25 protein-coding genes are annotated in these 21,175 nt (G+C 35.2%); 11 read left to right on the top strand and 14 right to left on the bottom strand.

Features of this window, described 5'->3' with window-relative positions; all coding sequences use genetic code 11:
- Positions 1 to 19: 19 nt before the first annotated feature.
- The 5 genes from H6W52_RS01810 to H6W52_RS01790 all read right to left on the bottom strand — a co-directional run bounded on the left by H6W52_RS01810 (position 20) and on the right by H6W52_RS01790 (position 4,081).
- The gene (locus H6W52_RS01810) at positions 20 to 1,066 is read right to left on the bottom strand and encodes a hypothetical protein (RefSeq protein ID WP_116096120.1); all 1,047 of its coding nucleotides are present in this window, start codon (positions 1,064 to 1,066) and stop codon (positions 20 to 22) included.
- A gap of 473 nt (positions 1,067 to 1,539) precedes the next feature.
- On the bottom strand, positions 1,540 to 2,295 hold the full coding sequence (locus tag H6W52_RS01805) for an ATP-grasp domain-containing protein (protein ID WP_116096122.1): 756 nt from the start codon (positions 2,293 to 2,295) through the stop codon (positions 1,540 to 1,542).
- Positions 2,296 to 2,380: 85 nt separating this feature from the next.
- A complete protein-coding gene (locus H6W52_RS01800; RefSeq protein WP_116096124.1) occupies positions 2,381 to 2,917 on the bottom strand; it encodes a GNAT family N-acetyltransferase in 537 nt (178 codons plus the stop codon).
- A gap of 3 nt (positions 2,918 to 2,920) precedes the next feature.
- Positions 2,921 to 3,244 (bottom strand): hypothetical protein, encoded by a 324-nt coding sequence (locus H6W52_RS01795; protein WP_116096126.1) that lies wholly within the window; start codon positions 3,242 to 3,244, stop codon positions 2,921 to 2,923.
- 162 nt (positions 3,245 to 3,406) lie between these two features.
- The gene (locus H6W52_RS01790; RefSeq protein WP_123891931.1) at positions 3,407 to 4,081 is read right to left on the bottom strand and encodes a hypothetical protein; all 675 of its coding nucleotides are present in this window, start codon (positions 4,079 to 4,081) and stop codon (positions 3,407 to 3,409) included.
- Positions 4,082 to 4,223: 142 nt separating this feature from the next.
- Here H6W52_RS01790 and pafA point away from each other — a divergent pair, with 142 nt between their 5' ends.
- A complete protein-coding gene (gene pafA / locus H6W52_RS01785) occupies positions 4,224 to 5,870 on the top strand; it encodes an alkaline phosphatase PafA (RefSeq protein ID WP_185216392.1) in 1,647 nt (548 codons plus the stop codon).
- Positions 5,871 to 5,932: 62 nt separating this feature from the next.
- Here the strand turns inward: pafA and H6W52_RS01780 are convergent, their stop codons facing one another.
- From H6W52_RS01780 to H6W52_RS01750, 7 genes are all read right to left on the bottom strand, one after another.
- On the bottom strand, positions 5,933 to 6,529 hold the full coding sequence (locus H6W52_RS01780) for a Crp/Fnr family transcriptional regulator (RefSeq protein WP_123891932.1): 597 nt from the start codon (positions 6,527 to 6,529) through the stop codon (positions 5,933 to 5,935).
- A 188-nt stretch (positions 6,530 to 6,717) separates the two neighbouring features.
- The gene (locus tag H6W52_RS01775) at positions 6,718 to 7,029 is read right to left on the bottom strand and encodes a barstar family protein (protein ID WP_116096134.1); all 312 of its coding nucleotides are present in this window, start codon (positions 7,027 to 7,029) and stop codon (positions 6,718 to 6,720) included.
- Between the two features lies 1 nt (position 7,030).
- Positions 7,031 to 7,618, bottom strand: coding sequence for a Zn-dependent protease (locus tag H6W52_RS01770; protein ID WP_116096136.1), 588 nt, complete (start codon positions 7,616 to 7,618; stop codon positions 7,031 to 7,033).
- 10 nt (positions 7,619 to 7,628) lie between these two features.
- Positions 7,629 to 8,129: a ribonuclease domain-containing protein gene (locus H6W52_RS01765; protein WP_116096138.1), complete on the bottom strand. Its 501-nt coding sequence runs from the start codon at positions 8,127 to 8,129 to the stop codon at positions 7,629 to 7,631.
- Between the two features lie 299 nt (positions 8,130 to 8,428).
- Positions 8,429 to 9,223 (bottom strand): NAD(+) synthase, encoded by a 795-nt coding sequence (gene nadE / locus H6W52_RS01760; RefSeq protein WP_116096140.1) that lies wholly within the window; start codon positions 9,221 to 9,223, stop codon positions 8,429 to 8,431.
- Between the two features lie 58 nt (positions 9,224 to 9,281).
- Positions 9,282 to 9,809 (bottom strand): GNAT family N-acetyltransferase, encoded by a 528-nt coding sequence (locus H6W52_RS01755; RefSeq protein ID WP_185144386.1) that lies wholly within the window; start codon positions 9,807 to 9,809, stop codon positions 9,282 to 9,284.
- Positions 9,810 to 9,813: 4 nt separating this feature from the next.
- Positions 9,814 to 10,449, bottom strand: coding sequence for a leucine-rich repeat domain-containing protein (locus tag H6W52_RS01750; RefSeq protein ID WP_228457506.1), 636 nt, complete (start codon positions 10,447 to 10,449; stop codon positions 9,814 to 9,816).
- A 54-nt stretch (positions 10,450 to 10,503) separates the two neighbouring features.
- Between H6W52_RS01750 and H6W52_RS01745 the strand changes: the two genes are divergently transcribed.
- The 10 genes from H6W52_RS01745 to H6W52_RS01700 all read left to right on the top strand — a co-directional run bounded on the left by H6W52_RS01745 (position 10,504) and on the right by H6W52_RS01700 (position 17,897).
- Complete coding sequence (locus H6W52_RS01745) at positions 10,504 to 11,487, top strand: gliding motility protein GldB (protein WP_116096144.1); 984 nt, start codon at positions 10,504 to 10,506, stop codon at positions 11,485 to 11,487.
- Between the two features lie 62 nt (positions 11,488 to 11,549).
- Complete coding sequence (gene gldC, locus H6W52_RS01740) at positions 11,550 to 11,876, top strand: gliding motility protein GldC (RefSeq protein WP_076396489.1); 327 nt, start codon at positions 11,550 to 11,552, stop codon at positions 11,874 to 11,876.
- Positions 11,877 to 11,925: 49 nt separating this feature from the next.
- Entirely contained in the window at positions 11,926 to 13,104 is a 1,179-nt protein-coding gene (locus H6W52_RS01735) for a cystathionine gamma-synthase (RefSeq protein ID WP_262511413.1), read from the top strand.
- A 377-nt stretch (positions 13,105 to 13,481) separates the two neighbouring features.
- Complete coding sequence (locus H6W52_RS01730) at positions 13,482 to 13,961, top strand: nuclear transport factor 2 family protein (protein ID WP_116096148.1); 480 nt, start codon at positions 13,482 to 13,484, stop codon at positions 13,959 to 13,961.
- 61 nt (positions 13,962 to 14,022) lie between these two features.
- Positions 14,023 to 14,463, top strand: coding sequence for a GNAT family N-acetyltransferase (locus tag H6W52_RS01725; protein ID WP_116096150.1), 441 nt, complete (start codon positions 14,023 to 14,025; stop codon positions 14,461 to 14,463).
- A gap of 69 nt (positions 14,464 to 14,532) precedes the next feature.
- Positions 14,533 to 15,036 carry a DinB family protein gene (locus H6W52_RS01720; protein ID WP_116096152.1) on the top strand — a complete coding sequence of 168 codons (504 nt, stop codon included), beginning with the start codon at positions 14,533 to 14,535 and terminating at the stop codon, positions 15,034 to 15,036.
- A gap of 72 nt (positions 15,037 to 15,108) precedes the next feature.
- Complete coding sequence (locus H6W52_RS01715; RefSeq protein ID WP_116096154.1) at positions 15,109 to 15,417, top strand: GIY-YIG nuclease family protein; 309 nt, start codon at positions 15,109 to 15,111, stop codon at positions 15,415 to 15,417.
- A gap of 40 nt (positions 15,418 to 15,457) precedes the next feature.
- Positions 15,458 to 16,006 (top strand): L-threonylcarbamoyladenylate synthase, encoded by a 549-nt coding sequence (locus H6W52_RS01710; protein ID WP_116096156.1) that lies wholly within the window; start codon positions 15,458 to 15,460, stop codon positions 16,004 to 16,006.
- Between the two features lie 100 nt (positions 16,007 to 16,106).
- Entirely contained in the window at positions 16,107 to 16,451 is a 345-nt protein-coding gene (locus H6W52_RS01705) for a nuclear transport factor 2 family protein (RefSeq protein ID WP_116096158.1), read from the top strand.
- A 24-nt stretch (positions 16,452 to 16,475) separates the two neighbouring features.
- Positions 16,476 to 17,897, top strand: a complete 1,422-nt coding sequence (locus H6W52_RS01700; RefSeq protein ID WP_116096160.1) for a CCA tRNA nucleotidyltransferase — start codon at positions 16,476 to 16,478, stop codon at positions 17,895 to 17,897.
- Positions 17,898 to 18,274: 377 nt separating this feature from the next.
- On the opposite strand, the gene H6W52_RS01695 is transcribed toward H6W52_RS01700, so the two are convergent.
- Together H6W52_RS01695 and H6W52_RS01690 are read right to left on the bottom strand one after the other, a co-directional pair.
- Positions 18,275 to 19,321 carry a DUF5074 domain-containing protein gene (locus tag H6W52_RS01695; protein WP_116096164.1) on the bottom strand — a complete coding sequence of 349 codons (1,047 nt, stop codon included), beginning with the start codon at positions 19,319 to 19,321 and terminating at the stop codon, positions 18,275 to 18,277.
- A 16-nt stretch (positions 19,322 to 19,337) separates the two neighbouring features.
- A complete protein-coding gene (locus tag H6W52_RS01690) occupies positions 19,338 to 21,167 on the bottom strand; it encodes a TonB-dependent receptor plug domain-containing protein (protein WP_116096166.1) in 1,830 nt (609 codons plus the stop codon).
- Between the last annotated feature and the right edge of the window lie 8 nt (positions 21,168 to 21,175).

The following is a 21,175-nucleotide window of genomic DNA, read 5'->3' as shown; positions in this document are numbered from 1 at the left end:
TTAATTTATGTTTTATTGTTTAGTCTTCATTAAATTCTAAAATAACCTGATCAAAACTCACACCTCCGCTTACCGTAAGACTTCCTGTAAGATCATTCCATTGTCTTGAACTGTTGACGGAAGTTGGGAAAATATGGCATGAGCCTTCCGTTCCTCCGCTGTTGTTGGGTTCCCCGGTTGCAAAGAAGTTTTGCGGGGTTGAATTTGGAGAGGTCGTCCAGTCGATCGTCCAGTCTTCTCCGGTGATCCATGTGAACTGATTGCTGTTACCGGGATACGCCACCTTGTTATAGCCTATCCAGATGCTGTTATTAAGCGAGTAGCCTGTTGTATTTGATAAAAGATTGTTGTAAATAAATGTTCTTTCCGCATTGGAAGTAATTGTAGAAATATATCCTCCCACTTGTTTTGCAAAAGTAAATGTGTCGTAGAAGTTTTTTGCACCTCCCAACTGATAAGCGCAATATGTATGACCATTTGCTCCTGTTCCGGACCATTTTTTACATCCTCTTTCTGTAACGGAAACTCCTCCAAAGGTTGCCGGAACCGCTCTCTGAGAAGTTTTAACAGGAATGTACCCTAAAATTGATGTACTGAAACCTGTAGAATTTGCAGAACTGCTATTGCCTGTGGTAAGAAGTGTTACAACCCAGGTTGTTCCGGAGGTGAGCCCTGTATTTTTAACAGTTGCATAATATCCTGCGGGAATCGTAAAACCAGACTGATTGACCGCTGTGGTGGAAACATCTATTTTTTCCGTACCACTAAGATTAATTGTTACATCAAAATTACTTCCGTTACGGATTTCATAGATTCTTCCTCCGAAAGTTGCCGGTGATGCTAAAGCTGCCGGAAGAGTCCACACAGCAGCAGAGGTTCCTCTGTAGTCTAAATAGTGATCTGAATTTAATAATGAATAGGTGGTTGCCGTTACGGCTTTGTAAGGTGTTGCAAAAGATCCTTTAATGTCGAGTGTGCTTGCAGGATTGCTTGTATTAATTCCAACTTGTGCATTACAAATAAATACAATACCCAGACTTATTACTGAAATAAATTTGTTTTTCATTATCATATTTTTTTACAATTGTAAATATATAAATAATATGATAAATTATTAATATTTTATTAGTTATTTTATTATAAATGTTTGTTTAATTCACAAAAAAGTGTATTTAATTATGTTAAATCACTATTTTTTGAATTTGTAAAAATGTCAAAAATGTGCTTTTTTACGACCTTTTTATTAATCATATAATATAAAAGATGTAAATAATTTAAATGTAATTATTTATGTAATTAAATATGAAATCTGTATTTTTTTAATTTTAAACCTGTTAAAAGTGCTTTTTTTACTAAAGAATTAAGTGAAAAATAAGAAAATATTGATGTTTGTTTTTATCAGAAAGTCACTGTCCGCAATTTTTACTTTCAAAAAAATGGAATTTGAGCTGAGTGAAATTAAAGATTAGATAAATTTAAACACCATTCCGAACTTAAAAGCGGTTGAGCTTAATAATAAAGGATAAATAAAAAATAACTCTATAAATTAAGGTTTGAAATGCTAAAGAGTTCTTTCCATCTGTTTATTAAAAGATCTGTATAAATATCCTTTTCCAGACCATAAGAACCCAATGCAAAGCCGTCATTCCACTCAACTAATGCAGTTTCTCCGTTTTTCAGAATTCCGAAATCAATTCCGTATGCCTTCGTTCTTTCATCTGAATTTTCGAAATCTTTAATAGCATTTTTTACCGTGTCCATGTTCGGTTTAAGATTTCTCTCTCCGCTGTAATTTTTTATTCCCACGATTTCAGAATGATTCACGAAAACCCGAAACTCAGAAAGCCATTCAACAACAGATGAACAGAATAACGCCGTCTCTTTTGAAAATGATTCAAGGCGGAGAAGATCATGTTGTGAATTGATGACAAGTCCTGTGAAAAGTTTGGTTTTAAATTTCGGTTTTACAAAAGTGTTTAAAGAGTATTCATGACTTTGCATCATGAGTTTTTTCACAGTTGTTTCCCAAACACTTCGCTTTAAATAATGCCTTAAACTTTTAGGGTAAGATGAGGTGAATGGAGTGATCCCCAATCTTTTGAAAATATATACCATTGCTGAATGATCTCCGACAATCAGCGTTTCTTCACTAAGCTGGATGTGATTTCGATGTAATTTTTTGATGGTAAAAAATTCGCAGTCAACTCCTCTAGATTCCAAAACAGTTCTTACCTCCAGAAATTCAGGTTCTGTTTTACCATTGCTGTACTCCTGAATGTAAGCTTTTGTAATCATTAGCGGTTCTAAAATTGTTAGTTGTTTGTGGATAACTTTTAAAAAATTGTGGATAAGTTAAATTTTAACAGAAAGTGAAAATTTATTACATCAGCTCAAAGCTCATAAATAAAGCCGTTTCAGTGGAGTTGCTATATAATTTTGTATTAATTCCTGTAAATTGAAATCCGGCTTTCAGAAAAAATTTTATTGCAGGATAATTGGTATTGCTAAGTTCCGCTTCCACAATTCTGCATTGCAGATTCCGGGCTTCACGGTTGATATTTTTGATCAGTAACCTCCCGAGATTCTGTCTTCTCAACTCCTTATTGATCCAGATATCTTCAATAAAAAGACTGTTGTTTTTCTTCCGGTAGTCGCAGATGATCCATCCGCACAGCTTTTCATCATCAAAAATGCCGAACGAATGACCTTGCTGAATAAGATCGTTAAAACTGGTGATGTCATCAATTTCCGGATTCCCAATCTTTTTATAATGCTGTTTTTTTTCTCTCAGATTAAATTCAAAAGAATTTGCAGTTTCGATGGTTGAAACCACAAAAATCTTTTCAGTTTCGTAGCTTTTATAATCAGGATCAGGAATGAAATTTTCTTCAAATATTTTTAGTTTTCTGATTTCCATGAATTAAAATTTAGAATTCTGGGCATGAAATCTGCTTTTTGTGGCGTACAGCAAAATCTGAATTATAACAAGAACGGAAATCACAACAATTCGTATCATGGCATTTTCCGAAAATCTTTCCCGAATCACTTCCAGATAATTGATCTTTTCAATGGTAAATTCCTTAAGCTGATCTATATTACTGAAAGCATTTACCTTTCCCACTTCAGAATTGATTTCGGCTTCATTCAGCGTTGCTGCAACATTAATGAGGTTGATATTGCTGATGAACAGCCAACCGAATAGCAACAGAGATACTGAAAAAAGAAAGGGTCTGATAATTTTCATGATTAGATATGTTTTTGGGATGCAATAAGTTGTGTTTTTACGTTAATTTCAAAGCTAATTAAAATTGATTTAATTTCAATAAAATAATGAAAATGTTTTTTTAAAGAAGTTACTTGAAAATAATATTGTTGTAAATTCTGAAATTTGATCATTCCATCAGAATCAATTGATGATCATGAATTTTTTACAAAAAACATCTTTGTCTTTTTCAAAATAATTAGGAGAAGTTTCTTTTAATTGATGTCTTGTAAGTTCTGTAATTACTTTGTAGTTAGAATATTTAACAATATTGTACTTGGTAATTCTATAATCGAAAGGTAGATCGATTGATGCATATTTAACTTTTTTATCTTCGAATTGATAATAATTAATGATTTGTTTTCCGGGATAAGAATGTCCTACATCAAAAATAATTTTACCTTCATCCAGAATTAACGGATAATTTTCTGTGAAATATATTGTTTCATTATCTTCATTAAATAATAGAAAATCATCAACTTCAAATGCATTCAGTTTGAAAATGTAAAAATTTTTTTCTTTTGTAATGAGAAAAATCTTTTGTCTTTGACTACAATAAGAGATTTCTGAAATTTCTCCTTTGGAAAAAGTTTTAGCTTTGATGCAATGAGTGGAAATCTTATTAGGAAATTTTTTCTGAAATTCTGTATAAAGTTTCTCATTTTCTTTTATTAACGGTTTTTGGGGTAATATAACCGTATCTTTTAATGATGAAAAGTAATCCGACTGATTGATGAATCTTATAGAAGTATTTGCACTGGATTCAATGTTGAAATTAAAATCATCACAATCAAATGGAATATATTTTTGAGCAGACAATTTTATGAACGGAAAGGCTATTAAAAACAACACAAAATATTTCATAGTTATTAAGTCAAATTAGAACTTTAAAATTAATTATAATTTCACACATCAAAACTTTCAAAACCCTTAAATTTGTGGTCAATAAAAATTTTACTGGATGCTTAGGAAAATTTCGGTTGCGGCGGCTGCTTTTTTGTCCGTCATTACAATCAATGCGCAGAAGAACAAAAATTCTCAGTTGGAAAGACCAAAACTGGTAGTAGGTTTGGTTGTGGATCAGATGAGGTGGGATTATTTATACCGTTTTTATAACAAATACGGCAACGACGGCTTCAAACGACTTTTAAATACAGGATATTCTTTAAATAACGTTCATATTCCCTATGTTCCTACCGTTACAGCTTTAGGGCACACTTGTATTTACACAGGTTCTGTTCCGGCAATTCACGGAATCGCAGGAAACGACTGGACGGATAAGGAAACCGGGCAAAAGGTCTACTGTACCACAGATGAAAGTGTAAAGCCTGTAGGAACAGCCAACGCCAAAGTAGGAAGTCATTCTCCGAAAAATCTATGGTCGACAACGGTTACCGATGAATTGAGACTTGCTACCAACTTTCAGGGAAAAGTGATCGGTGTTTCTTTAAAAGACAGGGCTTCCATTTTACCTGCAGGACACACACCGAACGGAGCTTTCTGGTTTGATGATTCTACAGGAGACTTTATCACAAGTTCATGGTACATGAATGATCTTCCACAGTGGGTAAAAACATTCAATTCTCAGGATTTACCGGATAAATTGGTTGCCAACGGCTGGAATACCTTGCTTCCGATCAATCAGTATACAGAAAGTTCTCCGGATAATTCTTCATGGGAAGGATTGTTGGGAAGTGCCAAAACGCCTACTTTTCCTTACAGTAATTTAGCTGCTGATTATCAGGCTAAAAAAGACAATATCCGTTATACACCATTCGGAAATACATTAACGCTGAAATTAGCGGAAGCCGCAATTGAAGGCGAAAAATTAGGAGGAGACGATGTGGTGGATATGTTAGCGATTAATTTGGCATCAACGGATTATGCAGGACATAAATTCGGTCCGAATTCTATCGAAGTGGAAGATGTTTATCTGAGACTCGATAAAGATTTAGCCCAGTTTTTCAGTTATCTGGATTCCAAAGTAGGAAAGGGACAGTACACGGTTTTCCTTTCGGCAGATCATGGTGGCGCCCATTCTGTAGGATTCTTACAGGAACATAAGATTACTACAGGTTTCTTCGGAGACGGAATGGATAAAAACGTCAATCTTAAGTTAAAAGAAAAATTCGGGGTTGATAAACTGATCAATGCAGTGGATAATTACCAGATTTATTTCGACAGAAAATTACTGAAAGAAAATAATATCAAGTTAGAAGACGTTGTAGATTTCACGGTAAAAGAAATTGAAAGCGATCCTTCAGATTTGTATGCTGTTCCGGTAAATAAAGTTTCGGAAGCTTCTATTCCGGAGCCTATCAAGCAAAGAATCATCAACGGAATCAACAGGCAGAGAAGCGGAGATATTCAGTTGATTTCACATGATTCCATGCTTCCTCCGTATTCAAAAACAGGGACAACGCACAGTGTATGGAATTCTTACGACTCGCATATTCCTTTAATATTTATGGGATGGGGAATTCAACATGGTGAAAGCAATAAAGCGTACTTCATGACCGATATTGCACCTACCGTTTCTTCATTGCTTAAAATTCAGTTTCCAAGCGGAAATGTAGGAAATCCGATTACGGAAGTGATTGGAAAATAGTACTTTCCTTTAAAGATAAATGATAAAATCCTTAACCAAAAAGTTAAGGATTTTTTTTGTTTTTAAACGTAAATTTTACTGTTGTCTATTTTTACAATGTTTTGCTGCTCCATTTTTTTAATTGCGCGGATTACGGTTTCTATCCGCATTCCTGTGAGGGAGGCTAATTGCTGTCTTGTATAAGGAATCACAAAGGAAAATTGTTCTTCAAAACCAAAATGAGCTTTTACATGAGACATAATAAGGGTAAGCTTTGTAATCGGATCTCTGAAAGAAAACGGTGCAGCAGTGATATGTCTGTAACGCATACGGTCTGCGGTGTAAGAATACATAGTGAGAAGAAGTTCAGGTTTTTCTAATAAAAGTTGTAAGAATTTATTTTTTTCAAGTCTGATGATTTCACAATCTGTAATTGCAACTCCGCTTACAGCATATTTTTTATTGTGGAAAATATACGTTTCGGCGAGGCAATGACCATCAAAAGGAATTCCATGAATAAATTCTTTGCCGTCTTCCAGAAAGCTGCTTATTTTTACTGTTCCGGTTTTTATCTGCAGATAATATTTCGGAGTGCTTTCTTCCTTAAAAACATAATCTCCGGAATTATAGTGTTGCATTTCAGCGCCATGAGAAAACAAAAGGTTTTCACAAATGATCATAAGTTTTTTAGTATTAATTTGATCTAAAGTTAACAATTTGTAAAGTGTATTGAAAATTTATTAATACCACATAGATGCCTTAAATATGCCTTGATTTTAAGAAATGAATCATTGCTATTGGTACTTTTTTAAGATTAAACTTTAATGCATAAAAAAACCGCAGATTAATCTGCGGGCTGTATATTGTTTTATTCTTCCTCTTCGTTCAGGTCGTCTTCATCATCTTCATACTGTTCGAGAAAATAAGTGAAAGTAAAATCTTCCGTTTCTTCTTCCGCATCTTCAAGCGTGAGAAGAAGATCTTCAAAAATTTCCAGCTGATCGACCGTCATATTTACAAACTCAATGTGAAGGGGCATTTCCAGTTCTCCTGTAATTACATCAGAAAGTGCATCCAGATTATCTCCGAAATGCTCAGGAAGTTTGATCTTTTCTTTCAGTTGGGCATAGAAATCTTCATAATCTCCGATGTCCGTAAAATCTATATATATTGTACTCATATCAATTAAATTTCCAGTTTTTACTTATTAGAACATTTTTACATTTTTTGCAAAAGTCATTTTCTTCGTTTGTAGGATTTTTGCCTTCTGCGTCTCTCATAAAACATATTTTTGTAGGGCAGTGTTTTAAGCCTTGTGTGTGACCAAGCTCATGAATGGCAATTTTAAAAAACTGTTCATTAGAATTTTGTTTGTTTAATCTGAAGTCGGATGCAACGCAGGCTTTTCCGGGTCGGAATCCTAAACCCATCACTCCGAAATCTTTTATTTTTCCTTTCGTTACACTTATATCTTTTGAAGTTAATCCAATGGTAATAAAGTCATCTTTCGTTTCTTTATTTAAATATGAAATGATAGAATCAGCTCTATAGCGGTTTCTTGGTTTGTAATAAGTATTCTCAGGAAAATCAATCGGCTTCAGAATTCTCACATTCGGGCAAATCTTTCCTATTTCTTTGGCTATAAAGTTTACTTTTTCTGTTTCAATATCTTTAAATGGCTGGATCAAAATTGTTGTTTCCTTGCCTTTTTCTATAATTTTCTGCTTTTTTTCTGAACATGAAAATACTACAAGCAAACAGAATAACATATGATAAAAATTACTGCTTTTCAAAACTCTTATAATGGTTTTTCGTCAGATAAACATCACCGTCTTTCGTGAAAACAATCCGGTCTGCATTTCTTTTTCCACAATGATAGTTCACATCGGCTTCAAAATACTTTTCTCCTTCAGGTAACGTTCTTTCCCTGTTGCTGAACTTATCTCCGCCAATTGCTTTTCCCGGCAAAACCTCACACAGATTTCCTTTGGAAGGATTCCAGCCCATATTTCTTGCTTCATTTTTGGTGATGTAATACTCAGGAAGCTGATGATTTTTTTTAACATAAGCAATAACCCTTTTTTCTTCCGTCAACTCATCGATAGATTCCTGACTCGAATATGCCGAACCCGAAATCTCAGAACTGCCGTATTCAATTATTGGATTTTTAGAGGAAATTTCCTTTTTATCCGCAATGAAGTTGTTATAAACGTACATTACAGACATCCCGAAAAGAAGCCCTAAACAAATGAAAAATACAGATCTTATTTTACCATTCATAGTATTAAATTAAAAAATGTAATAATAAGTTTGTTTAAACTTTTATTAAACCGCAAAAGTACAAAAGACAATCTTAAAGCGAATTTCTATAATAACCAAAGCGCTCAAAAGAATAAAAATCAAAGATTTTTAAAAACTATTGTGAACTTTTTCATTTATAATGATCAACTTTAAATAAAATTTTAGTTTATCTTTTGTCACTTTTGCGGTTAATTCTGAAATAGTTTAAACAACTTTAATGTATCAATCTATCAGTTTAGCAATCCATTGTTACATTGTTAGACTGATATATTGTTAAATTAATTAGTTCTCCAGTCTTCCGGAATATCGCAGATCGGAATCGGAACCATTTTATGTTTTGCCGCTTTATGCATTCTGTCGAAAATCTGGAAAACTTCTTTATCTCTGCCTTCGTAATCTTCTGCTGTTTTTGTTCCGTATTCTTTCTGGATTTTTTCCAGTTCAGGATAGGTTGCCCCGATTTGGTCTTCGTCCGTTCTTTCTGCATCCCAAAGTCCGTCCGTAGGAATCGCATTCTGAATGCTTTCAATTAAATTTAAAGCTCTCGCTAATTCGTAAACTTCCGTTTTATAAAGATCCGCGATTGGAGAAACATCTACACCGCCGTCGCCGTATTTGGTGTAGAAACCAATTCCGAAATCTTCCACTTTATTTCCTGTTCCGCACACTAAAAGTCCGTGAAGCTGACCGAAATAATATAAATTAAGCATTCTGAAACGTGATCTTGTATTCGCAAGAGCCAGATTGTTATTGGGATTTCCTTCTGAATGTGCGCTGACAATATTTTCAAAACTTTCGAAAACAGGAGTTAAGTTAACGGTTTCTGATTTTACATTTGGAAATTTCTTTTTCAGATCCTCAATATGATCCTGCGCTCTGTTTACCTGATCTGCTTTTTGACGGATCGGCATTTCCAGCGCAAGAACTTCAAGCCCTGTCATCGCACAAAGGGTAGAAACGACACCCGAATCCACACCTCCCGAAACTCCGATTACATATCCGTTTACTTTTGCTTTTACGGCATAATCTTTCAGCCAGTTTACAATATGGTCTATAACTTTTTGTGTCTGCATTGTTTATATTTTTGTCTGTTTTTATTTAAAGGAATTCAAAATTAAAAATTCTGAATGTTTATTTGATGTAATTTTTATGTTGAAGCTCATACCAGAAGCAGATTCCGTCCGGTTCAGTGAATTCGCCGGTTTTTTCGAAGCCTAATTTTCTTAAAATATGATTGGAACCTTCGTTTTCAGAATGAGCATGAGCGTAAATGGTTTCAGCTTTCAGATCATTAAATCCAAAATCAAGCGAAGCTTTTGCCGATTCCAGCGCATAACCTTTTCCCCAGTATTCCGGGATGAAACGATAGCCGAGATCGTAAATGTTATTGTAACCGTTTATTTCCTGAGTAATTAATTTCAGTCCGCTCCAGCCGATCAGCAGCCCGGTTTCTTTTTCAATTACAGCAAGTCTTCCGACACCGTTATCAAGATATTGCTGCTGAATCATTTTAATTACATTTTCAGATTCGGTGATGTCGGAAAGAGGAGGCATTCCGATGTATTTCATCACTTCAGGATTGGAATCAAGAATAAACAGACGTTCTGCATCTGTTTCTTCAAATTTTCTCAGAATAAGTCTTTGTGTTTCTAAATACATAAAATTACTGTTGCTGAAATCCGAAAATCGTTACATTGGCTGCTCCTTTTTTAATGTCTGTTTCCTTGATCGGATTTTTCATCACGTTTAAGGTTTCCAGATTCATATTTTGGGAAATATCTAATTTTTGAATCAGATTATGCTCAAGATTTAACTTTTTAAGATATTTAAGCGAGCTTAGATCAATGGTCTTTATTTTATTTAAAGATACGGTTAATTGATCAATTCTGGGCGTCGTTTTCAGCGAAATATTTTCAATCTGATTGTTGTCGAGATACAGTGAAGCCAGAATTTTTAGATTTTCTGCCTTAAAATTTGAAATTTTACATCCTGTACACGAAAAAAGCTGGAGATGATCCATATTTTTCAGGGAAAGATTTACAATGCTGTTATCATCCAGTACGATCATTTTTGCATTTTTAAAATAGGGAAGATCTTCTGCATTTGTAATGCCTTTATTCACTAAAAATAAATTTTCAATTCTGTCGGCTTCAAACTGATTCATTTTTCCGTCTTTGTTCAGATCAAAATTTTCAATCACCGCTTTTTCAAGATTTTTATCCTTAAAAATGAGGCTTTGACTGTAAAAACAGGATACAGAGAAAATCAGAATGAGGATCGGAATTATTTTATTTTTCATCATTACATTATGTTTAAATCCGTATTTTTGTACACTTAAATTTCATGTAAAAGTATGAAGATTTTCAGAATTACTGCACTTTCTTTAGTATTAATTTTAGGATTGAATTCCTGCAAAAAAGAATCCGGGAATCAATGGAACGTAGAAATTACAAGTCCGGCGGAAAAAGTAGAAATTACAGATATTTCCAAGGAACTTTACGATCCGAATGTTTCATCGGAAAGCTTTAAAGCTAAATTTCCTTGGTTTCAGGGAACGGTAAGCGATGCAGATTTTGCCAAAAGAAGAGTAGATGCTGAAGAAATTAAAATTTACCAGGAAGCAGTCGCAAAAATAGATCAGAAAAAACTGCAGACCGATCTTCAGGATTTGTTTTCGCACATCAGATTTTATTTTCCTTCCTTTAAAAGTCCGAAAGTATTTTTATTTTCATCGGCTTTGCAGATGGTTCAGGATCCGATTTTTTATGATGCGAAGGGAAATCAGCTTTTTATTGATATGACAGGCTTTATGGGAGACGGAAATCCCAATTACAAAGGACTGGAAATGTACTTCCAGAAATCCATGAACCCGAATAATATTGTTCCGAAAGTTGCACAGATTTTCGCGGAAGGTTTTGTAAAAGAATCTCCGGATCATCAGAAATTTATCGATATGATGATTCTCAACGGTAAAATCATGATTCTTAAAGATGCTTTTTTACCCACATATCCGGAATATCTGAAAATGAACTACACCCAGAAGCAGTATGAATGGGCAGTTTCCAACGAAGCTAACATCTGGAATTATTTCGTGGAAAATAATATCATTTTTGGAGACGATCACAGATTGGAAGACCGTTTTATCGCTCCGGGACCATTCTCGAAATTTTATACAGAAATTGATAACGAATCTTCTCCGCAGATTGCCATTTTCACAGGATGGCAGATCTGTAAAGAATATCTGAAACAGAAACCGGAAACCAAACTTCAGGATTTCTTAGGATTGGATGCAACGGTGATCTTTAACCAGTCGGGCTATAAACCGAAAGTAAAATAAAAAGTAATACGCTGAATGTAAAATATTCGGCAAACAATATATAGTAGAATAAATAGAAAATTATGAGAAAAACTCAGATTACGATAGATGTAGAACTGGATGAAAACCACATTCCGGAAAATATCACCTGGAACGCACAGGACGGCGGAATTGAAAAAGAAGAAACAAAAGCAACCATGATCTCCGTTTGGGACGAAAAAAATATGGAAGCTTTGAGAATTGATCTCTGGACAAAAGAAATGCCGGTGGATCAGATGAAAATGTTCATTCATCAGGTGCTTGTTTCTATGGGAAATACCTACCAAAGAGCAACAGGTGAAGAAGATGTGGCACAATGGTTGGAGCAGATGGCAGAAGAGTTCGCAGTAAAATCGGCGATAAAAATGTAAAAAAAGCGGGATGATGGAAGCCTGATGTTAGAAGTTTACAAAAGCATCCATCTTCCATCATCCAGCCTCAAATCAAAAATATAAAACAATGAATTTTAATACAAAAGTAATACACGGAGGACAGCATCACGAATCTGCAACGGGTTCTGTGAATGTACCTGTATTTTTAACGTCTACCTTCGCACAGAAAAGTCCGGGAGTACATTCCGGTTACGAATATTCCAGAGCGGCAAACCCTACAAGACAGGCTTTGGAAGACTCTTTGGCAAGCATCGAAAACGGAGCGAGAGGTCTGGCTTTCGGTTCCGGTTTGGCGGCAATCGACTGTGTTTTAAAATTATTAAATCCTGGAGATGAAGTGGTTGCAGTAGACGATTTGTACGGAGGAACATACAGAATGTTCACCAGACTTTTCGAAAAATATCAGTTGAAATTTACCTTCGTGAATTTTGATGATGTTTCTAAAATCAATGACGTTATTACAGATAAAACAAAACTAATCTGGATTGAAACGCCAACCAATCCTTTAATGAAATTGGTTGATATTAAAGCAGTTGTTGAAGTTGCTAAAGGAAAAGATATTCTGGTTGCAGTGGATAACACTTTTGCTACACCTTATCTTCAGAGACCAATTGATTTGGGAGCCGATATCGTTATGCACTCTGCAACAAAATACTTGGGAGGTCACTCCGATGTTATTGCGGGAGCTTTAATTGCAAAAGATGCCGAACTTGGAGAAAAACTTCACTTCATTCAGTTTGCAAGCGGAGGAATTTTGGGACCTCACGATTCTTATTTGGTGTTGAGAGGAATCAAAACACTGGCTTTAAGAGTTCAGAGACATTCTGAAAACGGAATGGCGGTAGCGAAATACCTTGATTCTCATCCTGCTGTAGATCAGGTAATTTACCCGGGATTAGAATCTCATCCGCAACACGAACTGGCAAAATCTCAGATGAAAGATTTCGGGGGCATGGTTTCCTTCACTTTCAAATCAGGTAAAAAAGAAGATGCCATCAAATTTTTAGAAAGAGTAAAAGTATTCACTTTAGCTGAATCTTTAGGTGGAGTAGAATCTCTTGCCAATCATCCTGCTTTGATGACTCATGCTTCCATTCCAGCAGAAAAACGTGCAGAATTGGGAATTACAGACGATTTGGTTCGTTTAAGCGTAGGAATCGAAGATGCAGAAGATCTTATCGCAGATCTGGAAAGAGCTTTTTCTTAGTTTCAAAACAATTTATAACACTTTGCCATTCTGTATAGAACGAATTGGAGTAAAGAATCTAAATAGAATTTATTTAAATTTTTGGAGCTATTTCCCGCTTTCCACTATATCTTTTGCTACGCTTTGCTTCACAAAAGGATGCCGTTGCAATCGTGGCTAAGGTTGTAGTCAATTCTTTCAGTATTTGAAAAATACGATTAAAGTTTGTCATCCTGAAAAGATCTTTAGATAGTGTTAGAAAGTCGCTTGAAAAAATTAGAGCCAAGATTCCTGTGGAATGACAAACATTAGAATAGAAATTCAAAAATTTATTAAAAAAGATTCTTCCTAACGTCAGAATGACAGAGTGTTGAACAACATTTTAAAATAAAAACAAAATGAGAAAGATCCAGATTTTATTCCTGTTAATGGTAAGCCAGATTGCCTTTTCTCAGGTTAAAAATACTGACGAACTGTACAAAACGGCGAAAAAATTAGACAGTCTGATTTTCGATATCGGATTCAATAAATGCGATCTTTCTCATTATGATTCTATCGTAAGCGAAGACTTGGAATTCTACCACGATAAAGGCGGAATTACTTCCGGAAAAGAAGCCTTCAAAGCCTCCATTAAAAACAATATTTGTGGCGGCCCCAACAAAGTGAAACGCGAACTGATTCCAAATTCTATGAAAGTATATCCTTTATACAACAATAATGTTCTGTATGCTTTTATTCAGGAAGGAGAACATGATTTTGCCGAATTTTACAACGGAAAATGGAATAAAGGAAGCCGTGCAAAATTTACCATTCTCTGGATTCTGGACGGAAAAGACTGGAAAATGAAACACGTTCTCAGCTACGACCATCATTTATAATCTACTTTGTTAAAGCTTTATGAAGTTTTTTTGTGCTTTGACAAAGTTTTAAACTCCCATTATGACAAGAAAAGCCCAACTTGCAGATGTACAGCAGTTATCTGAACTGTTCGATCAGTACAGAATTTTTTACCATAAAGATTCCGATATTCCTGCTGCGGAAAATTTTTTAACAGAAAGAATTGAAAATAACGATTCCGAAATTTTTGTTGCCGAAAATGAAGGGAAATTAGTCGGTTTTGTTCAGTTGTATCCGTTATTTTCCTCCACAAGAATGAAAAGATACTGGCTTTTGAATGATTTGTATGTGAATGAAAATTATCGTGGAAAAGGGTTTTCAAAACAACTGATTGAAGCATCCAAAGAAATGGCAAAATCAACCGATGCCGCCGGAATTCTACTGGAAACCGGAAAATCCAATGATATCGGAAACAAGCTTTACCCAAGCTGCGGATTCGAAATCTACGATGAAGTGAATTTTTACGAATGGAAGATTTCATAATGTAACAGTTACGAAATCTTAATTGTTATTAGATATTACTCATTACCAATTACTTATTATTCATTATATATGACTGATTTTCAAAAATACGTTCAAAGATATTTAGATTTAATTCCCTCAGAAAACTGGCTGGAAGAACTGAAAAGATCCGGAGAAAAAACGGTTGAAATTTACTCAAAGCTTTCAGAAGAACAATCTCTTTTTGCCTACACCGAAGGAAAATGGACGCTGAAAGAACTCCTTCTGCATTTATCCGATACCGAAAGAATCTTTCAGTACAGAATATTGGCTTTTGCAAGAGGCGACCAAAATGAATTACCGGGTTTTGACGAAGAATTATATGCGAAACAGTCTTTCGCGAATGAAAGAACACTAAGTTCATTATTGGAAGAATATCAACTGATCAGAAAATCGTCTCAGATTCTTTTGGAAACTGCAAATTCTGAAGCCTTAAAAAATGTAGGATCCGCCAACGGAAACCAAATTTCTGCCGAAACCATCGGGAAATTGATTGTTGGTCATAATATTCATCATCTTAATATTATTGAGGAAAGGTATTTGCCGAAGTTGTAAAGTTTTTTAATTTTATGTCATTGCGAGGAGCGAAGCGACGAAGCAATCTCATAATTTTAAAGATGAACACAAATGAAACCAGGCTTTGTTTATATTATGACCAATAAAAACAATACGGTTCTTTACGCTGGGGTAACATCAAATTTACCAAAAAGAATTTATCAGCATAAAGAAAAGATTTTTGAGCTAAGCTTTACATCTAAATATAATATTGACAAACTTGTCTATTGGGAATCATTTCAGGAAATAGGAGATGCTATTTTTAGAGAAAAACAAATTAAAGCAGGTTCGAGACAGAAAAAAATTGATTTAATAAATTCAATTAATCCGGAGTGGAGAGATTTAACAGAAGATATTAAAGATATTCTCAATCCTTTTTGAGATTGCTTCGTCGCTTCGCTCCTCGCAATGACAGAAAACAATGGAAAAAATAATAGAAATTTTAAAATCCGGCGGCACAATTCTTTACCCAACAGACACCATTTGGGGAATTGGCTGTGACGCTACCAATGTAGAAGCCGTAAACAAAATATTTGACATCAAAAAACGGGAAAAAAACAAATCCATGATCATCTTGGTGGAATCTGAAAAAAGATTACAGGATTTGGTAGATGTTCCGGAAATGGCTTGGGAAATTATTGATCTGAGCGAAAAGCCCGTAACAATTGTTTATGAAAACCCGAGAGGATTGCCAAAAGAATTGTTGGCTGAAGACGGAAGCATCGGAATCCGTCTGGTAAAAAACGACTTCTGCAAAAAACTGATTACAAAACTGAATAAACCTTTGGTTTCTACTTCTGCCAATTTCAGCGGTGAAAAAAGTCCGTTAAAATTCTCGGATATTTCTCCTGAAATGATTGATCTTGTAGACTATGCAGTAGAAGAAGACCGCGAAAAAGTTTCAAAATATTCGGGTTCGTCGGTAATAAAAGTCTGGAGCGACAACAGGATAAAAGTTCTGAGAGAATAATCGACCTTTATCATATATTTTAAAGTCTTATTCATCCGCATCGGCAGGATTTCTTTTTTTAGTTTTATCTTTGCAGAACTTCAATCTTAAAACAATTGCGATGGATCATCAAAAGTTTGCTGAAGAATGGATCAAAGCATGGAATTCGCATGATTTGGATACTATTTTATCTCATTATTCAGATGATATAGAGATCGTGACGCCGATGATAAAATTAGCAACAGGAGGAAAAGAAAGTTCACTAAAAGGAAAATCTGCGGTTCGCGAATATTGGAAGACAGCATTGGAAAAATATCCTGATCTTCACTTCGAACTTATAAAATCTACGGCAGGAGTAGATTCTGTGGCTTTATTTTACAAATCCATTATGGATAAACATGCGATGGAAGTGATGTTTTTTAATGAAGATGAAAAAATTAATAAAATGTATGCTCATTACGATTAATGAACGACATTAGTGTATTAGAAAATGAAAATTAACCTTACTCAAAATAAAAATTTAAAACTTTTCAAAATTATTTCGGAGGTTGCAGCCCGAAACAACCAGTCTGTGTATGTCGTCGGAGGCTACGTACGCGATCTTTTGATGAAAAGAAAAGCATCAACGGATATTGATTTTGTGACCGAACAAAGCGGTATCGAGCTTGCCCAAAACGTAGGAAAAGAAATCGATCCGAAAATGAAAGTTTCGGTTTTCAAAACGTATGGTACAGCGATGATCAAATACAAAGATCTTGAGCTTGAATTCGTAGGCGCAAGAAAGGAAAGTTATACCGAAAACAGCCGTAAACCGGAAGTGGAAGGCGGAACCATTGAGGACGACCAGAAAAGAAGAGATTTTACGGTGAATGCCATGGCAATTTCGTTAAATCAGGATAATTTTGGTGAACTAATCGATCCCTTCAATGGAGTAGATGATCTGGAAAAAGGAATTTTAAGAACGCCTCTGGAACCTGCACAAACCTATTCTGATGATCCTTTGAGAATGATGAGAGCCATCCGTTTTGCTTCTACGCTTCAGTTTCAGATCGAAGAAAATTCTCTGGAAGCCATTAAGCAGGAAGCCGAAAGGATCAAAATTGTTTCGATGGAAAGAATCATGGTGGAATTTAATAAAATCATGCTTTCCAAAAAGCCATCTATTGGTCTGAAATTAATGGAACAGACGGGTTTAATGAAATTAATTATTCCTGAACTGATTGATCTGAAAGGAGTAGAAGAAGTGGAAGGACAAACCCATAAAGACAATTTTTACCATACTTTGGAAGTGGTAGACAATATTTCTGAAAACACCGATAATCTGTGGCTTCGTTGGTCTGCATTGCTTCACGACATCGGAAAAGCACCGACCAAAAAATTCGTTGAAGGAACAGGATGGACATTCCACGGACACGAGTTTTTAGGCTCAAAAATGGTAAAAACATTATTCCAGAGACTGAAACTGCCTTTAGGTCCGGACATGAAATATGTTCAGAAGATGGTAAAACTTTCGTCTCGACCGATTGCTCTGATTACCGATGATGCTTCGGATTCTGCGTTGCGAAGATTACTGTTTGATGCAGGAGAAAATATGGAAGATCTGTTTACCCTTTGTAAAGCCGATATTACGACCAAAAATTCTAAAAAGCAGGAGAAATTCAAGAAAAATTTTGAATATGTTGCTGTTAAGATTAAAGAAGTTGAGGAAAAAGATCAGGTAAGGAATTTTCAGCCGCCAATTTCAGGAGAAGAAATTATGGCAATGTTTAATTTAAAACCGGGTCGCGAGATCGGAATTTTAAAGGAAAAAGTGAAGGAAGCCATTCTGGAAGGCGAAATTGGAAACGACAGCGAGGAAGCGAGAACTTTCGTGATTGCTGAAGCGGAAAAGCTTGGATTGACACTTGCCTAAATGCTTTTCGGGACATTTGATTATATCATTTTAGTATTAATTTTCCTTGTCAACATTGTTGTCTGGAAGTTTAAAATAATTAAAAAACGCAACTGGATTTTATATCTGGTTGCGTTTTTATTTTTTGGATTTGTTATTCAGCTTTTATCTGTTGATTTTGAAATTGAAAAAGCGACAAAAGATCAGCCAATTGTTGATAATTTTACATTGCTTTATACCTATTTCAGGTTTCCTGTTTGGTGGTTTGTGGGTATTCTTCAGCTTCTTATTTTAAGGAAATTTATTAACTGAGTATTTTAAGCATAATTTTATTTCTTTGTATTGTATAAAAGAAATGATAAACATTCAATTCTTACTATAGCAAAGACCTTAAAAAATTAATTCACATAAGCAGCATTAGATCCGATTCCTGTTACGAATTTTTTCAGAACTGTTCCTGAAGTGTTATATACTGTAACTTCAGATGGAGCGGTAAAACCTTTTACATCGGCTGCAAAGATTTTTCCGTCTTTTACAGAGAAGCCATACAGCGTAAAATATTGTCCTCCGTCTACAAAATTATTGATTAGAGGGGCAGAAGGAGCCGTTGTCGAATTCATATCCATTGTATAAATCTTGTTCGAAGAAGTAAAGTAATATTTTCCACCATCAATTTCAAGATTTCTTGCATTGGCGATACCGGTTAAAGTCGTAGTTTTTGTAATCGTTCCTGCAGGAGAAATTTCATAAATGTAAGAATTAGATGCTCCTGAAGCAATTACATACACATTGTTATTGTAACTGATGGTTTTTTCGATTTCACCATTTGGAACAGAAACTGTGTTGATGATCTCATTGGTTGAAGTATTGATTCTTGTAAGCGTACTTCCGTAGCTGTAAGTAGCATTCTGCACAAATACCGTTCCTCCTGCTTCTACCACTCTTTCCGCTGTAGAAGTGGAAGCGAAAGGAATTTTCTTCACAAAAGAAAGATCAGAAAGCTTGTAAACATTCACATATTTTCCTCCGTTATACTTATCGTTAGACACATAAAGATTTCCGTTGCTGATCGTCATATATCTCGGATTATCCAATTGTGCTGTAATTTCTCCGGTTTTTTTGAAATTATAACGGTTAACAACCTGTACTTTATTAGAATTGTTCAGAAGCAAAAAAGCTCTGTCATCACTGAATGTGATCGTCTGCAAAACATCACCCAGATTTTCATTATTATTTTTCTTATAAATATCGTTTTCCAATACAGAAAGATCTTTAGAAATAAAAGAAACACTCGCTGTAGGTGTTCCGAAGTTCCCTTCATTCGCAATAAAATATCCGTTTTCATAATCACCTCGCGACGGCATTACATATTCATCATCACTACATGAAACATTAATCACAAGGATCAAAGCCAGTAAAAGCTGAAAAAGTCTGTTGAATTTCATAATATAATAATTGATTTTAAAAATTTAAGTTGATGTAAAAACTGTAGTTTCTTTTAGGTAAAGGATAATAAGCCATCGTTTCATAGATCTCGTCGGTAATATTATTTACCCTCAATCCTAAAGTATACTTTTTGGCAACCGTTGCAGACAATCCTGCATTCAGGACGAAATATGGTTTTATAAGATAATCGTTATTCTCATCAGAAGTGGTAAAAGTCTTACCCGTAAACATTCCCTGAACATACAGATTCATAAATCGGTACTGATAATCTGCATTCCCGAAAACCTTATGAAGAGGAACATACATCAGCTGATTTTTCGTCTCAAGATCTACAGATCTCGTATAGCTGTATCCCGTATTTATTTTTAAAGAATGTTCTTTAGAAAACTTGTGCTGAAATCCAATTTTAGACTCAAGACCATAAGACTCAACATTTCTTACGTTTCTTGGTGACCAATATCCCATAGAAGTGGGAATCCATTGGATCATATCCTTTATTTTCATGTAATAAGGCGTGAGACTCAAAATGAATTTTCCGAACGCCAATTCGTGGCTCATTTCAGTCTGCAAAGACGTTTCAGATTTCAGATCTAAATTTCCACCCGGATTCCAGTAAAGATCATTAAAAGAAGGAAACCTGAAATTCTTTGAAAAACTTGCCCCTAAACTATACCAGTCAGAAACCTTCCATTTGCCTGAAAAAGAATAGAGTAAAGGCGATTCTATATTTTCAATAAAATCCTTCTTGATTCCGGCTTCCAGTCTCAGCTTTTGGGTAGGGAAATATCTCAACAATCCTGCAACAGAATAAATATTTCTTCTTACATTCTCAATTCCGGATTGATAGCCCTCTCCTTTATTGATCTGATACTCCCCGATAAGATTAACATTCAGTTTAGGCGTGATGAAATAATTGAAATCATCTTTAAAAATTAGGATTTTTCCCGTTCCGCCACTGGTTTTAGGAGCATCAAAAACTCCGAAATACTGGAAGTTTTCTTCCGTGTAAGCCGCTTTCAGGCTGTTTGAAATCGATTTTGAATTCACATCGTGGGTAAGAAGGCTTCGGAAAGTCTGCGCTGCATATTTCGTCCGGTTGCCGTTTTCCGTGAAAATAGGATAATTCTGTTCCGCGTCGTACAACTGACTTTGCCACGAGATTTTCTGATTTCGGGCAATTTTGTAACTGAAGCCAATGTTCGCTGTACCGTTAAAATATTTACCGTTTCGGTTGATATACTGCTTTTCAGGAACCTCATAATTATTTTGACTGATGAAATAATTTCCGGATGCCTTAAAACTGAAATCCGCATTGCTGAAAGAAGTTTTGAAATAATTCTGGAACGTCTCATAAGAAGCCACTTCACTATGTAAAGTTGCATGAAAACCCTCATTAAATTTCAGCTCATTGTTAAGGTGAATACTTCCTCCGATCGCTCCGCTTCCGTAAACCACACTTCCGCCGCCGGCTTTCACTTCAAGCGCATCGTAGCCGAAAATCGCGATATTATTAACATCTCCCTGTCCTAAAAGAACAGAATTGATGTTAATCCCATTCCACACAAAAGCAGTTTGCTGCGCCGTTGTTCCCCTGAAAGAAGGTGAAGAAACCGCACCGCGGCCATTTTCCTTAATATAAACAGGCGACTGAAAACGTAACGTTTCAGATAGATTAGCGGAATTTTTTTCGATGTCTTTGGGAGTAATTGTAGTAACCGGATGAAAAAGTTTTGCCTTATTCATCTGATTGTCAAAAACATAAACGGTGTCAATAGTTTTCTCCTGCGCGTAAAGAAAACAACCGTATGATGCAAAAAGCAGTACTAAAGATCTTTTTAATGCCATTCCTATTT

The organism is Chryseobacterium sp. C2(2020) (genome assembly GCF_014218915.1).
Taxonomy (GTDB): domain Bacteria; phylum Bacteroidota; class Bacteroidia; order Flavobacteriales; family Weeksellaceae; genus Chryseobacterium; species Chryseobacterium mucoviscidosis.
The sequence above is the reverse complement of the archived record's forward strand: the minus strand, read 5'-3'. Positions and strand labels throughout refer to the sequence as shown.

Bases quoted from the DNA above. Each gene is read 5' to 3' on its own strand.
- H6W52_RS01810 (WP_116096120.1), bottom strand. From the start codon at position 1,066: ATGAAAAACAAATTTATTTCAGTAATAAGTCTGGGTATTGTATTTATT.
- H6W52_RS01755 (WP_185144386.1), bottom strand. From the start codon at position 9,809: ATGTATTTAGAAACACAAAGACTTATTCTGAGAAAATTTGAAGAAACA.
- H6W52_RS01690 (WP_116096166.1), bottom strand. From the start codon at position 21,167: ATGGCATTAAAAAGATCTTTAGTACTGCTTTTTGCATCATACGGTTGT.
- pafA (WP_185216392.1), top strand. From the start codon at position 4,224: ATGCTTAGGAAAATTTCGGTTGCGGCGGCTGCTTTTTTGTCCGTCATT.
- gldC (WP_076396489.1), top strand. From the start codon at position 11,550: ATGAGAAAAACTCAGATTACGATAGATGTAGAACTGGATGAAAACCAC.
- H6W52_RS01795 (WP_116096126.1), bottom strand. From the start codon at position 3,244: ATGAAAATTATCAGACCCTTTCTTTTTTCAGTATCTCTGTTGCTATTC.
- H6W52_RS01725 (WP_116096150.1), top strand. From the start codon at position 14,023: ATGACAAGAAAAGCCCAACTTGCAGATGTACAGCAGTTATCTGAACTG.
- H6W52_RS01720 (WP_116096152.1), top strand. From the start codon at position 14,533: ATGACTGATTTTCAAAAATACGTTCAAAGATATTTAGATTTAATTCCC.
- H6W52_RS01775 (WP_116096134.1), bottom strand. From the start codon at position 7,029: ATGAGTACAATATATATAGATTTTACGGACATCGGAGATTATGAAGAT.
- H6W52_RS01805 (WP_116096122.1), bottom strand. From the start codon at position 2,295: ATGATTACAAAAGCTTACATTCAGGAGTACAGCAATGGTAAAACAGAA.
- H6W52_RS01730 (WP_116096148.1), top strand. From the start codon at position 13,482: ATGAGAAAGATCCAGATTTTATTCCTGTTAATGGTAAGCCAGATTGCC.
- H6W52_RS01700 (WP_116096160.1), top strand. From the start codon at position 16,476: ATGAAAATTAACCTTACTCAAAATAAAAATTTAAAACTTTTCAAAATT.
- nadE (WP_116096140.1), bottom strand. From the start codon at position 9,223: ATGCAGACACAAAAAGTTATAGACCATATTGTAAACTGGCTGAAAGAT.
- H6W52_RS01695 (WP_116096164.1), bottom strand. From the start codon at position 19,321: ATGAAATTCAACAGACTTTTTCAGCTTTTACTGGCTTTGATCCTTGTG.
- H6W52_RS01780 (WP_123891932.1), bottom strand. From the start codon at position 6,529: ATGATCATTTGTGAAAACCTTTTGTTTTCTCATGGCGCTGAAATGCAA.
- H6W52_RS01705 (WP_116096158.1), top strand. From the start codon at position 16,107: ATGGATCATCAAAAGTTTGCTGAAGAATGGATCAAAGCATGGAATTCG.
- H6W52_RS01750 (WP_228457506.1), bottom strand. From the start codon at position 10,449: ATGAAAAATAAAATAATTCCGATCCTCATTCTGATTTTCTCTGTATCC.
- H6W52_RS01715 (WP_116096154.1), top strand. From the start codon at position 15,109: ATGAAACCAGGCTTTGTTTATATTATGACCAATAAAAACAATACGGTT.
- H6W52_RS01770 (WP_116096136.1), bottom strand. From the start codon at position 7,618: ATGTTATTCTGTTTGCTTGTAGTATTTTCATGTTCAGAAAAAAAGCAG.
- H6W52_RS01765 (WP_116096138.1), bottom strand. From the start codon at position 8,129: ATGAATGGTAAAATAAGATCTGTATTTTTCATTTGTTTAGGGCTTCTT.
- H6W52_RS01800 (WP_116096124.1), bottom strand. From the start codon at position 2,917: ATGGAAATCAGAAAACTAAAAATATTTGAAGAAAATTTCATTCCTGAT.
- H6W52_RS01710 (WP_116096156.1), top strand. From the start codon at position 15,458: ATGGAAAAAATAATAGAAATTTTAAAATCCGGCGGCACAATTCTTTAC.
- H6W52_RS01745 (WP_116096144.1), top strand. From the start codon at position 10,504: ATGAAGATTTTCAGAATTACTGCACTTTCTTTAGTATTAATTTTAGGA.